Below are 14,771 nucleotides of genomic sequence, written 5' to 3' on the forward strand. Positions count from 1 at the left end.
CCTGCAGCTTGCGCGTGGCGTTGTTGAGGATGACGCCACGGCTGTCGACGTTGTAGTCGGTGAAGCGGTTGTGCGACAGCCCGCGCCGGTTGGGGGTGGCGATATCGACCACCGGCACGCCGTTGCCCGCCCGGTCGAGGGCGGTGTTGCCGCTGCCGGGGGCGACGACGATGCCGTCGGCCAGCACGATGACCGGGTGCCAGAACAGGGCACTGATGAGGAGGATGGCAACGTAACGGCCCAACGGGCTACGGATGTTCATGGTGGTTGCGTCCCTGCATCACTATTTTTAGGGAAACACTGAATAAATGCCTGCGCTCCTCAATCGCTGCGTTGCGCGGTGCGCGGAATCCTCACATATACCCCATATGCTCCGGTTCCTGTGCTCCGTGCGCCTTGCGCTTGAGCATGCTCGTCGATTTCTTCAGCGTTTCCTTGGTTGTTCGTTCTGTTCATTTTCCCGTGGTCATTCACGACCCCACCCTGGCGGTATGTCGCTTACAGGAACGCCGTGACGCTGAAGGCCAGCGGCGTTTCCCGCCGGGGCAGCACGTCGGGGCGTTCGAGCGAGTGGGCGACACTGACATTGGCGGCGAGGTACTTACCGCGCAGGCCGAGGCCCAGGGCATAGCCACTCAGGCGACCGTGGAGCTCGGGGTTGTGGCGACCGTGGTGGATCACGCCCACGTCATAGGCCAGCGAGGCCTCGACGCTGTCGAAGAGGGGACGGGCGGCATCGAGCGGGTGTTGCCAGGTGACCTGGTTACGCCAGTACCCGCCGCTGTCGCCGCTCAGGGACTGCTCCTTGAAGCCACGCACCGAACTTTGGCCGCCGAGACTCAGGCGCTGCGGGCTGTAAAGGACGTCATCGCTCCACTGGCCATGCAGCAGGCTCGAGAAACTCAACGACTGCTGGAACAGGGCAAAGGGCTGGCGATAGCTCAGCGTCAGGGTGGTCTTTTCGAACTGCGCCCGTGGCGTGCCGGGAATATCGGAACCATCGCCCTGGGCGCCGAGCATGGTCAGGCCCTTGTGCCAGCCGAGGTCGGCATTGACCAGCGCCTTGCCGAGACGGCGGCCGTGGTTGAGGCCGAGGCTCAGCTCGCTCAGGCGCTGACTGCTGACCTCGATGCGCGCGCCATCGATGTAGTTGCGCGTCGACAGACGACTGAGGCCGACACTCGCGGCCGTCTTGCTGACGCTATCGCGCCACAGCAGCCGCTCGGCCTGCAGCCGGTGCCGCTCGCTCTTGCCATCGAGGGTGAAGATGAAGCCGTTGGCTTCGGCAACGGTGAGATAATCGCTATCGGTGTAGCTATAAGAGAAGGTCCAATCGCCATACGGCAGGCTATAACCGAAATAGCGGCTACTCGAGCCGATATCGGACTGGCCCGTGACGTCGTGCCCCCACTGGGCGACGAACTGGTCGGCGAGTCCCAATGGACTATCCCACTCGACACTCGCGCTCCACTGCTGTTCGCCGGTCCCGGTGCTGCCGTCATTGTTGCGTCCCAGCGAAACCCTGACCGGTCGGCTTGCCTCGCTGGTGACTTGGACCCGGCTGCCGCCCACCGTCTCGCCCGGCACCAGTTCCATGGTGGCCTGACGCGACGGCAGGCGATTCAACTGATCGATCAGTTGTTCGAGATCGCGAAGGTTGAGGGCCTCGCCCACTTCGGCCGGCGAGGCCATGGCCAATTCGCGAGGTGTCGGGACGTTCCCGCTACTTTCCAGCGCCTCGATATGACCCTCGACGACCACCACCTGCAAGTGCCGTTGGGACAGATCCTGCTGCGGCAGGTAGGCCCGCGAGGTGACAAAACCGCGCTCGGTGTAGGCCTGGGTGATTGTCCGCAGCAGTTCGTTGAGCTCATCCACCGTCAGGCAACGCCCGGCGAAGGGGGCACTCAACTCGTGTTGCAGGCTGTCGCTGAGCAACGCGACGCCTTCCAGCTCGATGGTATCGATCGGCAGGCATAGCGCCTGGGGCGACTCAGGGGATGCCGACGGCGCGTCGCGTTCGCCCGGCAGGCGTTGCAATTGCTGCAGCTTGCGCTGCTGTTCGTCCAGCAGGCGCTGTTGGTCGCCGCGAATGAAGTTCCGGTCGGCGGATCCCGCGTTCACGTCGGGAGGCAAGTCGGCCGCGACGGCCATGGCGCTCCACAGGCACAGCGCCAGCGTCCCGAGACAGCTCCCTATTCGACGTTTTTCCACGATGCATTCCCTGCTACGCACTTGCTTCTTGAGGGCAGTAACGGCAGCAGGGAGAGAAACTTTAGGAAAAAATTGACAAGGCCTGCTTCCTCGTCGGAAGCAGGCCTTGTTGGGACTCACTCTGGGCGGCCAAGTACATCACCGCTCACTTGCCCGGGTGATGCAGCCCACCATCTCAGCCATTTCTGACCTTGGCGATAACCCACAGCAGCACCACGGCGCCCACTGTCGCGGTCACCAGAGAGCCGATGAAGCCGCCCGACTGCAGTCCCAGCAGGCTGAACAGAAAACCGCCCACCAGCGCACCGACGATCCCCACCCCGATATTGCCGAGGATGCCGAAACCGCCGCCACGCATGACGTTGCCGGCGATCCAGCCCGCCAGGCCACCGATGATCAACCACAGAATCAAACCCATCTGTCTCTCCTTTTTCCTTACTCCATATCGAATGGGCCCACGTCTGATCCGGAAGATTCAGAACGAGGACCCCGGCTCCTGCAGAAAGACAATTTCCTCCGGCGTGGATTCCCGCCCTAGAATGGCATTGCGATGAGGATAACGCCCGAAGCGGGCGATGATGTCGCGGTGCCGTCGCTCGTGACGCAGATTCTCTTCCAGCCCTGACTGGTCGAACAGACGCAACGCTTCGTCATGAACCAACAGCGATTCGCTGTGCATGTACGGCATGTAAAGGAACACCTTGTGCGAGGCGTCCAGGCGGCGATCAGTGCCATTGGCCACCGCTTCCTGAGCCAGCACCAGTGCCTGGGGATCCTGGGCAAAGGATGCCGGCGTGTCGCGGTGGATATTGCGCGAGAACTGGTCGAGCACCAGAATCTCGGCCAGTCGTCCCTTGGCAGAGAGACGCCATTGCCATAGCTCGCCCTGACGGGCAGCCTCGAGCAGCGACGAAAAACGCAAGGCGATCTCGCGATCGAGTGCTTCGTCCTTGGCGAACCATCGACGCGGTGTCAGTTCATCGAACCAGAATGACAGCACTTCCTGTATGGCCGTCTCGCTCATGGCAAGTTCCCCGGTTGGGCCCCCGGACGGTTCCCGCGGGGGCAAGGTCACACTTGTTTCACTGAAGGTAGTCGATGACGATATCCGCTCGCATCATCACATGATATTCCAAGGAGCTCACATGTCAGCCTATGAACTGCTGGACATGGCCAAGATTGCGTTCAACATCGTGGGGCTGCTCGTCTGCCTGGCCGGCCTGTCACTGGTCAAGTACCGGCGCCGCAAGGTGTTGGGAGCCGGCCTTGCCGTGCTCGGCTTCCTGATCGCCGCCAGCCCGATGCTGGCACAGCTCTTCGGACTGGTGTCACCTCCTCCCGCGCCGATCATTCCTCAGTGATGTTTCGCTAATATTGCCATTTTTTACGACTAAAGGCTCATAACAGAGACGTTGTGGCGATTGAGAAGCGCCCAACCCTGACGGTTGTGGTTTTTTCCATGGCAATGTCCTTATCGGTGGGATACCGGTCATTGCGGACATGCCATCCAGGGCCGACACTCTTGGGACCGCTACCCGAGATGTTGCCATGTCCCGTACCATTGCCCTGCTGGCTTATCCCGACTGCCAACTGCTGGACGTCAGTGGCCCCTGGCAGGTCTTTGCCTCTGCCAACCAACTGAGCGGACACACGCCCTATCGGCTACATCTGGTAGCCGAACGAGTGGGCCCAGTGACCACCAATGGAGGCCTGCCCCTGCTAGCCGACCTTGCCTGGCAGGAACTCGATAGCCTCGCTCCCCTCGATACATTGCTGATCGCCGGGGGCAGCGGAGTGGCGATGCAATGTCAAAATCCGGCCTTGCTACAGATACTCCGCTATCAGTCCAAGGCGGTGCGACGCCTGGGCTCCGTGTGTACCGGTGCTTTTCTGCTTGCCGCCGCCGGGTTGCTGGACGGACGCCGGGCGACTACCCACTGGCGCCATTGCGAACGCCTTGCCAAGGACTACCCAGGCGTCGAAGTACTCGCCGATGCCCTGTACCTGGAATCCTCGGGCCTATACACCAGTGCCGGTGTCACGGCGGGCATCGACCTCGCACTGTCATTGCTCGAAGCCGATCAAGGCAGCGAGCTGGCTGGTCAGGTGGCTCGCGAACTGGTGATGTTCCTGCATCGGCCCGGCGGCCAATCACAGTTCAGCGAAGTCCTGGCCCAACAACAGAGGGCCAGTGGTTCCCTGCGGCGGTTACTGGACCGGCTGCATGCCGATCCCGCCAAGCCGTATCGCCTGGAGGATATGGCCGACTACATCGCGGTTTCACCGCGCCATCTGTCACGGCTGTTCCGTCGCCAATTGAACACCACGCCCGGCACCTACCTGACCCGTCTGCGCCTGGAGCAAGCCAGGCTGACACTCGTCGGGAGCGCTCAGCCACCCTCTCTGGAACGCTTGGCCCGACGCTGGCAATTGGGTGGCGCCGAGCAGTTGCGTCGACTTTTCCAGCGCTATTACGGTGTCTCGCCTACGATATATCGTCAGCGCTTCGGCCATCGTTCACGCGACAACAGCTCGCTCTCACTCCTCAAGGACGCCTAGGAGCATGCTCATGCCCATTACCGTTACCCTGTTGTCGCTGTGTCAGGCGTTGCTGGTCAGCGGCAACATCCTGCTGATCGCCGTCTCTCCGCTGATCGGCGCGAACCTGGCCCCCAACGCGGCCTGGTCCACTGCCCCCGTGGCCACCCAGTGGCTGGGGTTGATGACCGCAACCATTCCTGCGTCGCTGATCATGGGCCGGCTGGGGCGCAAGCGTGGCTTCATGCTCGGCAACCTGATGGGGCTGATCGGCGTAGCGGTCGCCGCCCAGGCATTGATCGGCGAGCGCTTCTTCCTGTTCATGCTGGGTACCTGGCTGATCGGTATCGGAATCGGCTTCGGCCAGCTCTATCGTTTCGCCGCCGTCGAGGCTGCCCCTGTGGCACTGCGCGACCGTGCCATCGGGCTAGTGATGGGAGGTGGCGTGCTGGCAGCCTTCTTTGGGCCCTGGTTGGCCCGGGTCAGTCGCGAGTTGGCGGAGACACCCTTCCTTGGCAGTTTCCTTGGTCTCGGCGTCCTCTATCTGGTGGCGCTGGTGATCCTCGCCCTGACACGCCTGCCGCCACCCGAGGTCACCCATGGTGAGGGACAACCGCGTCCGCTCGGCGAGATCATGCGTCAGCCGCTGTTCATTGTCGCCGTGGTCTCGGCCTTGATCGGCTACGGGGTGATGAACCTGGCGATGACCGCCACGCCACTCGCCATGTCCAGCGCCGGCTTCCACTTCGACCATGTCGCCACTACCATCCAGTGGCATGTGCTGGCGATGTTCCTGCCCTCTTTCATGACCGGCCATCTCACCGCTCGTTTCGGTACGACCCGCATGATCGCCACCGGCTGCATACTGCTGATGGCATGTGCCGTAGTGGCACAATTCGAGGCCGGATTGGCCGGCTTTTACATTGCGCTGATCCTGCTCGGCCTGGGCTGGAATTTCACCTTCCTGCCAGCCACTGGCCTGCTCACCGAGACCTATCGTCCGATCGAGAAGGCACGCACCCAAGCCGCCAACGAGTTTCTGGTCTTCTCCACCGTGGCGGTGACCGCCTGGCTCGCCGGCCCCTTGGTCAGTCTGCTCGGCTGGTCGCTGCTCAATGCCCTGCTAATTCCCCTGTCGCTGGTACCCATCGTCCTGTTGACCTGGCAACGGCTTGCCAGACGCGGCCAACGCCCGCACATTAGTGGTTGATATACCTGCGAACGGAATCGTCCCTGATGCGCCAGTCCCTGGCACGCGAACTCAATGATCTACTCGAACGTAGCCGGGACCGCCAGTTGCGACTGGCGGTCACTGGCCTGTCACGCTCTGGCAAGACTGCGTTTCTGACCTCGTTGGTCCACCAGCTACGCCACGCCGGGCTGGAGGCACGGCTCGACCTGCTGCCCGCCGCCCGCGAGGGTCGCCTGCTGGGCGCCAAGCGTGTGGCTCAGCAGGACCTTGGCGTGCCTCGCTTTCCCTATGACCAAGCACTGGCGGCTCTCGACGCGACACCGCCACGCTGGCCCGAACCGACCCGTGGCATCAGCGAGCTGCGCCTGTCGATCCGCTACCGCCCGGCTGGCCGACCCCTGTTCCGGGGCGACACCGCCACACTCACGCTAGACCTGTTCGACTACCCTGGTGAGTGGCTGCTCGACCTGCCGCTGTTGGGACACGACTACCTGAGTTGGAGCCTTGCCCAGCCACTTTCCAGCGCTACCGATCTCAACCATGAGCGTCGCGCACTGTTCGCCGACTGGCTCGACGGCGTGGAATCGCTCGACCCGGCCGCCGATGCCGATGAAGAGCAGCTTGCCGAGATTGCCGCGCTCTATGCCCAAGGCCTGCGCAATGCCCGCGAGGCGGGGTTCTCCAACCTGCAACCGGGACGCTTTCTGCTGCCTGGCGACCTCGAGGGCGCCCCGGTGCTGCAGTTCTTCCCCCTGCCGGAACTTAGCGAAAGCGAGCGTACGGCACTGGAAACCCTGCCCGAAGAAAGTGTCTACCGGACCCTGGTCCGGCGCTTCGTCCACTACCAGCAGCACATCGTCAAGCCTTTCTATCGCAACCACTTCCGGCGTTTCGACCGCCAGATCGTGCTGGTCGACGTGCTGAGCGCCCTGAATGCCGGTCCCGAACGCTTCGAGGACCTGTCCCAGGCGCTGGCGACGCTGATGCAGAGCTTCGCCTACGGCAAGCGCAGCCTTTTGTCGCGGCTGTTCTCGCCACGCATCGACCGACTGGCCATTGCTGCCACCAAGGCCGACCATGTCACCCCGGAACAGCATGCCAACCTGGTCGCCCTGCTCGAGGCATTGTTGGCCGACCCATTGCAAGACCTGCGTTTTGCCGATATCCCGGTCAAAGCGATGTCGCTGGCCTCGATCCGTGCCACCGAGACCCGCGAAGTCGAGCATCAGGGCAAGCGGACCCCTGCGCTGCGTGGCACTACCCTGGATGGCGAAGAGGTATTGGTATTTCCCGGCGAAGTGCCGGCCCGCCTTCCCGATACCGCTTTCTGGGCTCGCCAGGGGTTCGACTTTCGCGATTTCCGCCCGGCACCGCGCGACAATGGTGGGCTACCCCATATCCGCCTGGACGCGGCGCTGGACTGGCTGCTCGGAGACAAATTGCAATGAGTAACGCACGACATGACGACCCACGCCCGGGCCGGCGTTTCCACCTCGACGACGAAGACGAACGTGATACACCCTTCCGGGATCCCCGCCCCACCGAGGTCTTCGACCCCGAGCTGGCCACCCGACCGCTGCCGGACGAAGTCCCAGAAGAACGAACCGAAGCCGCTATCGCCGACAGCCTAACCCGCCCACGCAAACGCCGCTGGGGGCTTTTGACGCTGTTGGGGGGCGGCCTGGCCCTAGGTGCCGTGGAACTTGGTCAGCTCCTGTATGACGCCGCACTGGGTGGCGACTGGAGCAGTGGCGCCTGGGGCCTGCTCGGCCTGCTGGCGTTGGGCCTGGGAGGTTCGGCGCTGGTACGAGAACTCTGGCGGCTTGGTCGACTGCGTCGCCATACCCATTTGCGGGAACGCCTGGAGGCACTCGATAGCGCGTCCCCGCGCCAGGCCAGACAGCTTGCCGACACCTTGCGCCGACAGCTCGAACTGGACGACGATCATCCGCATTGGCAGGGCTTCATGCAGGCTCACCAGCCGCATCACGATGGCCGCGAGACGCGGTCGCTGCTGGCCCATCACCTGCTGGCACCGCGCGATCGAGAAGCGCGCCGACTGATCTCGCGGATGTCCGGCGACACCGCCATCATGGTCGCGGTAAGCCCCTTGACTCTGGTCGACATGGCCTTGGTGGCGTGGCGCAACCTGGCTATGCTCGATCGCCTGGCCCGTCTCTACGGCCTGGAGCTCGGCTACGCCAGCCGCCTGCGCCTGTTCCGCGCCGTGCTCTACAACATGGCCTTCGCCGGCGCCAGCGAGATGGCCAGCGAAGCCAGCATGGAGCTGCTATCCATGAACCTGGCCGGCAAGCTGTCGACGCGTGCCGGCCAAGGCCTCGGCGTGGGGCTGCTCAGCGCACGCCTGGGCTTGCGTACCCTGCGCCTCACCCGACCGCTGCCCTTCGCCGAGGACGAAGCTCCGCGCATTGCTGACCTGCGCCGCGAACTCTGGCAACGCCTGCGACGTTTGGAGCAGGACCCAGACAAGAGATGAACCGCTGCCATGGGATACGTCACCCCTTGATCCAGGTCAAGGCAGCGATGCCGAAACGCTTTAGTCTACGCTAAGGAAACACTGAAGGAGACTTGGCCCCGATAAACGAGCGAATGCGAAGAGGTACCCTCCATGTTCAAATCGTTACTGGTTGCCGTCGACGGCTCGGAACATGCCAAGAAGGCACTGCGTGTGGCCTGCGAGCTGGTCAAGAACGGCGATGCCAAACTACATATCCTGCATATCCCCGAGCGGCTCGCCCATGAGACCACCCTGGTGTGGGGCATTGGTGCCGTCCCTCTCGAAGCCAGCCCCGAGGATATCGAGACGGCCGGCAAACAAGTCATCGAGAAGGCCAAGGCCAACGCCCAGGAACTGGGTGCCACCCAGATCGAAACCCACCTCGGCCAGGGTGACCCGGCCCGTATCATCCTCAATGAGGCCGAGAAACTGGGCGTCGATGCCATCGTATTGGGCAGCCGCGGCCTTGGCGATCTCGCTGGCTTGATCATGGGCAGCGTCTCGCACAAGGTCACGCACAGCGCCAAGTGCACGGTGGTCACTGTGCGCTGAGGAAACACCGGCACGCTCTAACGGAACGAGCGCCTGGCGTCCTTCACGCCAGGCGCTGCTCGCTTTTGGGGTCGAACAGTACCGCCCTTCCCATATCGATGCGCAGTGCCAGACGCTCGCCTGCCGCCACCCGGCACTTGGGCCCAACTCTTGCCGTCACCTCCCTCTCACCCAGCGGCAAACGCAGCAGGATATCGGCGCCAGTAGGCTCGACGACCGTGACCCGGGCCGAGAATAGTGTGCCTTCCGCATGTTCGCCGAGACGCTCATCCTCTTCGCTGAAGTGTTCGGGCCGCAGCCCCAGCACTACTTTCTGCCCGACATACTCAGCGATTACCGGCGTCTCATGCGCCTGCGGCCAGGGCAACAGTACATCCTCTTCACCTTGGGTCGAAACACGGAGTCGATAATCGGCGGCCTCATGCTCCAACGTCGCGGTGATGAAATTCATCGACGGCGAGCCCATGAAACCGGCGACGAACATATCGACCGGATCGTTGTAAACCTCATCGGGGGTGCCAAGCTGGAGAATGTGACCGTCGCGCATTACCGCGATGCTATCGGCGAGCGTCATGGCCTCGATCTGGTCGTGGGTAACATAGACGATGGTGGTACCCAGACGCTGGTGCAGCTTCTTGATCTCGGTACGCATCTCCACGCGCAGCTTGGCATCCAGGTTGGAGAGCGGTTCGTCGAACAGGTAAATCTTGGGTTCGCGGGCAAGCGCCCTGCCCATCGCTACCCGCTGACGCTGGCCACCGGAGAGCTGGGACGGCTTGCGATCGAGCAGATGCGAGATCTGCAGCAGGTCGGCGACGCGCTCCACCGCCTCTTCGCGCTCGCGCTTGGGCACCTTGCGCATCTCGAGGCCGAAGGCGATATTCTGGCGAACCGTCATGCTCGGGTAGAGCGCATAGGACTGGAAAACCATGGCGATGTCGCGCTCCGCCGGGGTCTGCCAGGTGACATCCTTGCCAGCAATCAGGATCTGGCCCGAGGTCACCGGCTCCAGGCCAGCGATAGCGTTCATCAGGGTCGACTTGCCACAACCCGAGGGGCCGACCAGGATCAGGAATTCACCGGAATCGATGGCCAGGCTGACATCCTTGAGCACCCGGGTGCTGCCGAAGTCCTTGCGGACCTCACGAATTTCCAATGCGGACATGTCAGATACCTCTTCTTGTTATCCCTTGACCGAGCCGGCGGTAAGCCCTCGGACGAAATATTTTCCTGCCAGCACATAGACCACCAGGGTGGGCAATGCGGCGATCATCGCCGCGGCCATGTCGACGTTGTACTCCTTGACGCCGGTGGAGGTGTTGACCAGGTTGTTGAGCGCCACCGTCACCGGCTGGGTGTCATGGGCCGAGAACGCCACCCCGAACAGGAAGTCGTTCCAGATCTGGGTGAACTGCCAAATCACCGAGACCACGATGATCGGCGCCGAGACCGGCAGCAGGATGCGCCAGAAGATGCGGAAGAAACCGGCGCCATCGAGCTTGGCCGCCGATACCAACTCGCTGGGCACCGATACATAGAAGTTGCGGAAGAACAGCGTGGTGAAGGCGATACCGAAGATCACGTGCACCAGCACCAGTCCCGCCCGCGAACTCGAAAGCCCCAACCAACCCAGCGTCTGGGCCATTGGCAAGAGCACCACCTGGAAGGGAATGAAACACCCGAACAGCATCAGTGCGAAGACCAGTTCCGAGCCCTTGAAGCGCCACTTGGTGAGCGCATAGCCATTGAGCGCCCCGATGGTGGTGGAAATCAGTACCGCCGGCACCACGATGGCAATGGAGTTGAAGAAGTAGACGCTCACCCCTTCACAGCGCATGCCGGTACAAGCCTCGCCCCACGCCTTGGCCCACGGTGCGAATGTCGGGTCGAGAGGCATCGCGAGCAAGCTGCCGGCACGGATTTCATCAAGCGGCTTGATCGAGGTGAACAGCATTACCACCAGCGGCATCAAGTAGAACAGTACTGCCAGGATCAGCACGGTATAAAGTACTGCCCGTGCCAGGCGCGCCCCCGGGGTGCGTCGACGAATCACGTTATCCATGCTTGCGGCTCCGCAGTTCCGAGTAGAGATAGGGGATCAGGATCGCCAGCACCCCGCCCAGCATCAGCATGGCACTTGCCGAGCCCAGACCAATCTGGGCGCGAGTGAAGGCATGGGTATACATGAAGGTCGCCGGTAGGTCGGAGGAGTAGCCCGGCCCACCGCCAGTCAACGCCACCACCAGGTCGAAGCTCTTGATGGCGATGTGCGACAGGATCATCACCGCACTGAACACCACCGGTCGCAGGCACGGAATCACCACACGCCAATAGATGCGCGGCAAGCCCGCACCATCGAGCTGCGCAGCCTTGATGATGCTGTCGTCAATCCCGCGCAGGCCGGCCAGAAACAGCGCCATGACGAAACCCGAGGCCTGCCAGACTGCGGCGATCACCAGGGTATAGACCGACATCTTCGGGTCGATCAGCCAATCGAAGGTGAAGCTCTCGAAGCCCCAGCCGCGCACCATTGCCTGAATGCCCAGCCCGGGATTGAGCAACCACTTCCAGACCACCCCGGTGACGATGAACGACAGTGCCATCGGGTAGAGATAGATCGTGCGCAACGCGCCTTCCTGGCGAATTCGCTGGTCGAGCAGAATCGCCAGCAACAGCCCGAGCCCCAAGCAAATGATCACGAACAGGCCACCGAAAATGCCCAGATTGGTGGCAGCGACCCACCAACGTTCGTTTTCCATCAGACGTGCATATTGGGCGAAGCCGACGAACTCATAACTCGGCAGCATGCGCGAATTGGTCAGTGACAGTATGAAAGTCCACAGCATGAAGCCATAGACGAAGAACAGTGAAATGGCGATGGACGGCGACAGCACCAGGCGCGGCAACCAGGCTTGCAGGCGTGCAGCGGCCGTCCGTCCAGGTGCAGCGTCTACCGGACGTGTCGAAGTTGTAACGGTCGACATGGGGATAACCTCGCGTGACGCCACGACGCCGCCAACCAGGCGGCGCCATGGGCAGGACTCACATGACAGCTTGGGCGGCGCTCACCATACGCTGAGCGGCCTGCTCGGCGCTCATGTCAGGAGAGTTGAAGAAGTTGGTGACGACGTCGAAGATCGCCCCCTGAACATCGGAGCGCACGGCCATGCCATGGGCCATGCTGGGCACCAGTCCACCCTCGTCGGCGGTACGTTGGAAGTCCTCGAGGGACTTCCGGGCACACTGGTCAAACTCGCTCATATCGAGATCGGGGCGTGCTGGAATCGACCCCTTGGCCAGATTGAAGGTTTTCTGGAACTCGGGCTCCAGTACCAGTCGAGCCAGGGTGCGCTGAGCCTCCTGATCGGCCTCCTCGCTGACGCGGAACATCGCCAGACTGTCGATGTTGAAGGTGAACGAATGCTCGGTACCCGGCGCCGGGACACATAGGTAGTCCTTGCCTGGCTCGAGCCCCGCCGCTGTGAACTCACCCTTGGCCCAATCTCCCATCAGCTGCATGGCGGCCTTACCGCTGATCACCATCGAGGTGGCGATATTCCAGTCGCGGCCGGACATGTCATCGTCCATCAGCTCGCGCATGCGCTTGAAGTTCTCCAGCGCCTCGATCATCTGCTCACTGCCCAGGGCCTCGGGGTCGAGATCGACCATGGTGCGGCGGTAGAAATCGTTGCCGGCGGTTGCCAACAGCACGGTCTCGAATACGGTGGCGTCCTGCCAGGCTTGGCCGCCATGGGCCAACGGCACGTAACCGGCTTCACGAATCGCCTCACCGGCGGCGAACATCTCGTCGAGTGTGGTGGGCAATGCCACCCCGGCCTCTTCGAGCACCTCCGGATTGGCCCACAGCCAATTGACGCGGTGAACGTTGACCGGTACCGCCACGTACTGCCCGTCATGCTTCATCACATCGGCAACGACACCCGGCAACTTTTCGTCCCAACCCTCGGATTCAGCGACATCATCGAGACTGCCCAACAGACCTAGATCGCCCCACTCCTGGATCTCGGGCCCCTTGATCTGGGCGGCGGAAGGCGGATTGCCGGACATCGCCCGCGACTTGAGTACCGTCATGGCGGTCTCGCCGCCGCCGCCGGCCACGGCAAAATCTTCCCAATGGTGGCCTTCTTCCTCCATCAACTCCTTGAGGACGTTGGCGGCACGGGCTTCACCACCCGAGGTCCACCAGTGCAGGACCTCGACATCGCCGGCCTGGGCCTGGGCAACCCCCAGGCTCCCGGCGACGGCCAGGCCAAGCAGGGTCTTGCGAAACGCGCGTGCTGGCATGAGTGCAGGCATGTAGAAACTCCCTCTTTGTTATTGATCTGCGTAGCCAAGAACTGACGTAAACCGTGAAACGGCTGGTAACAAGCTAGCCCATTTGCGACTTGGCGAGGGGTTACCAAGTAATGGAAAGTGTTGCGGCTTTATTACGAGGCTGAAACATTCCCCCGCGAAAGGGTCTCGATCACGTCGTAGCATGCCCCCATGGTGTGATAGTCGACCTTGCCGGCGGGGCTCTTCTCATCAGAGTAAGGGTGGTTGTCGGGGCTCAGGATGCGGTACCAGGCACCGTGCTGGTGATCGATCATGTGCCGCCAGCTAAAGTCCCACAACCGTTGGTACCAACGCCAGAAACGCCGCTCGCCGGTACGGTTGCCGAGCATCGCCGCGGCAGCCAGACTCTCGGCCTGCACCCAGAAATACTTGTCGGCGTCGAAGATATTGCCTTCGAGGTCCAGACCATAGACCAGGCCGCCGTATTCGGGATGCCAGCCGGCCTCGACGCTGCTCAGGAACAACCGGCGCGCGGTCGGCAACAGCCAAGCTTGCGGGCGGCGTCGATCCAGCATCAGCAGCAACTTGGCCCACTCGGTCTGGTGGCCAACCTGATAGCCCCACGGGCGGAACAGATGACGCGGGTTGTCACGGTGATACTCCAGGTCCAGGCGCCACTGGCGGTCGTAGTGCTCCCAGATCCAGCCCCTGCCCTGCTCATCCTGTCCCGCTTGGCGTAAACAGATCGCCTGGGCCACTTGCAGCGCCCGCGTCAGGAACTGCTCGTCACCGGTGGCATCGAATGCCGCGATCAACGCCTCGCCACTGTGCATGTTGGCATTCTGGCCACGATAGTCCGAGACCTGCCAGTGGCGATCCGCCTCGTCGGCATAGAGCTGCCACTGCGGTTCCCAGAAGTGTCGCGTCTGGAGCTCATGCACACGGTAGAGTCCTTCTCGGGCGTCTTCGATACCTGCCTTGAGCGCCGTGGCATAGGCCAGCAGCACGAAGGCCAGGCCATAGCAATGGTTGGTGTCGTCCTCGACCTGCCCATCGCGCAGCGTCCAGGCATAACCTTGGTAATCGCTCTGGAAATGCACCTGCTCCAGATATTTCAGGCCATGGCGCGCCCAACGCAGGTATTCCGGCGCCTGGAAATAGGCGCCGTAGCGGGCATAGGTGAAAACGTAACGGGCACTGGATACCAGGTGACGATGGTGGCGTTCGTAGATCTCGCCATCGTCGCGAAGATAGTGGAAGAATCCGCCGTGAGGATCGATGGCCCGAGGGTGGTAGAAGGCCATGGTCTTGCGGATATGGGTTTCGAGAAAGGCGATATCGTAGATGTTCATGGATCGCATCCTTGTGGCGCTGGCAAAGGAATGGCCGGAATAGGAATAGCGTCAGACTACCCGATCGTCGCTGCCCCCTGTGTTTCCTAATGCTGCAAAGTGTTGCAAG

Annotated in this window: 15 protein-coding genes; 6 read left to right on the plus strand and 9 right to left on the minus strand. The window is 62.4% G+C overall.

Going from position 1 to position 14,771, the window contains the following annotated elements; translation table 11 throughout:
* From IE093_RS09320 to IE093_RS09335, 4 genes are all read right to left on the minus strand, one after another.
* Positions 1-262, minus strand: a 262-nt coding sequence (locus tag IE093_RS09320) for a two-partner secretion domain-containing protein (RefSeq protein ID WP_189468460.1), incomplete at its 3' end; no start/stop codon positions are given.
* 236 nt (positions 263-498) lie between these two features.
* Complete coding sequence (locus tag IE093_RS09325; RefSeq protein ID WP_229803432.1) at positions 499-2,214, minus strand: ShlB/FhaC/HecB family hemolysin secretion/activation protein; 1,716 nt, start codon at positions 2,212-2,214, stop codon at positions 499-501.
* Positions 2,215-2,389: 175 nt separating this feature from the next.
* The gene (locus IE093_RS09330; protein WP_189468462.1) at positions 2,390-2,632 is read right to left on the minus strand and encodes a GlsB/YeaQ/YmgE family stress response membrane protein; all 243 of its coding nucleotides are present in this window, start codon (positions 2,630-2,632) and stop codon (positions 2,390-2,392) included.
* 57 nt (positions 2,633-2,689) lie between these two features.
* The gene (locus IE093_RS09335) at positions 2,690-3,238 is read right to left on the minus strand and encodes a DUF924 family protein (RefSeq protein ID WP_189468464.1); all 549 of its coding nucleotides are present in this window, start codon (positions 3,236-3,238) and stop codon (positions 2,690-2,692) included.
* A gap of 121 nt (positions 3,239-3,359) precedes the next feature.
* Between IE093_RS09335 and IE093_RS09340 the strand changes: the two genes are divergently transcribed.
* The 6 genes from IE093_RS09340 to IE093_RS09365 all read left to right on the plus strand — a co-directional run bounded on the left by IE093_RS09340 (position 3,360) and on the right by IE093_RS09365 (position 9,014).
* Positions 3,360-3,575 (plus strand): hypothetical protein, encoded by a 216-nt coding sequence (locus tag IE093_RS09340; protein ID WP_189468466.1) that lies wholly within the window; start codon positions 3,360-3,362, stop codon positions 3,573-3,575.
* A 187-nt stretch (positions 3,576-3,762) separates the two neighbouring features.
* Positions 3,763-4,773 (plus strand): GlxA family transcriptional regulator, encoded by a 1,011-nt coding sequence (locus tag IE093_RS09345; protein WP_189468468.1) that lies wholly within the window; start codon positions 3,763-3,765, stop codon positions 4,771-4,773.
* Positions 4,774-4,783: 10 nt separating this feature from the next.
* Complete coding sequence (locus IE093_RS09350) at positions 4,784-5,962, plus strand: MFS transporter (RefSeq protein ID WP_189468470.1); 1,179 nt, start codon at positions 4,784-4,786, stop codon at positions 5,960-5,962.
* 26 nt (positions 5,963-5,988) lie between these two features.
* Complete coding sequence (locus tag IE093_RS09355; protein WP_189468472.1) at positions 5,989-7,392, plus strand: YcjX family GTP-binding protein; 1,404 nt, start codon at positions 5,989-5,991, stop codon at positions 7,390-7,392.
* Positions 7,389-8,441 (plus strand): YcjF family protein, encoded by a 1,053-nt coding sequence (locus IE093_RS09360; protein ID WP_189468474.1) that lies wholly within the window; start codon positions 7,389-7,391, stop codon positions 8,439-8,441. The genes IE093_RS09355 and IE093_RS09360 overlap by 4 nt, the downstream gene beginning before the upstream one ends.
* A 132-nt stretch (positions 8,442-8,573) precedes the next feature.
* Positions 8,574-9,014 carry a universal stress protein gene (locus IE093_RS09365; protein WP_189468476.1) on the plus strand — a complete coding sequence of 147 codons (441 nt, stop codon included), beginning with the start codon at positions 8,574-8,576 and terminating at the stop codon, positions 9,012-9,014.
* A gap of 43 nt (positions 9,015-9,057) precedes the next feature.
* Here IE093_RS09365 and IE093_RS09370 read toward each other — a convergent pair whose 3' ends face one another.
* From IE093_RS09370 to IE093_RS09390, 5 genes are all read right to left on the minus strand, one after another.
* Complete coding sequence (locus IE093_RS09370; protein WP_189468478.1) at positions 9,058-10,179, minus strand: ABC transporter ATP-binding protein; 1,122 nt, start codon at positions 10,177-10,179, stop codon at positions 9,058-9,060.
* An 18-nt stretch (positions 10,180-10,197) separates the two neighbouring features.
* A complete protein-coding gene (locus tag IE093_RS09375) occupies positions 10,198-11,076 on the minus strand; it encodes a carbohydrate ABC transporter permease (RefSeq protein ID WP_189468480.1) in 879 nt (292 codons plus the stop codon).
* Positions 11,069-11,998, minus strand: a complete 930-nt coding sequence (locus tag IE093_RS09380; protein WP_189468482.1) for a carbohydrate ABC transporter permease — start codon at positions 11,996-11,998, stop codon at positions 11,069-11,071. Before IE093_RS09380 ends, IE093_RS09375 begins: the two co-directional genes overlap by 8 nt.
* Positions 11,999-12,056: 58 nt before the next feature.
* Positions 12,057-13,331: an ABC transporter substrate-binding protein gene (locus IE093_RS09385; protein WP_229803434.1), complete on the minus strand. Its 1,275-nt coding sequence runs from the start codon at positions 13,329-13,331 to the stop codon at positions 12,057-12,059.
* A gap of 131 nt (positions 13,332-13,462) precedes the next feature.
* Entirely contained in the window at positions 13,463-14,662 is a 1,200-nt protein-coding gene (locus IE093_RS09390) for an AGE family epimerase/isomerase (protein WP_189468484.1), read from the minus strand.
* Positions 14,663-14,771 lie beyond the last annotated feature (109 nt).

Origin of the sequence: Litchfieldella qijiaojingensis (assembly GCF_014651875.1) — a bacterium.
Lineage (GTDB): Bacteria > Pseudomonadota > Gammaproteobacteria > Pseudomonadales > Halomonadaceae > Litchfieldella > Litchfieldella qijiaojingensis.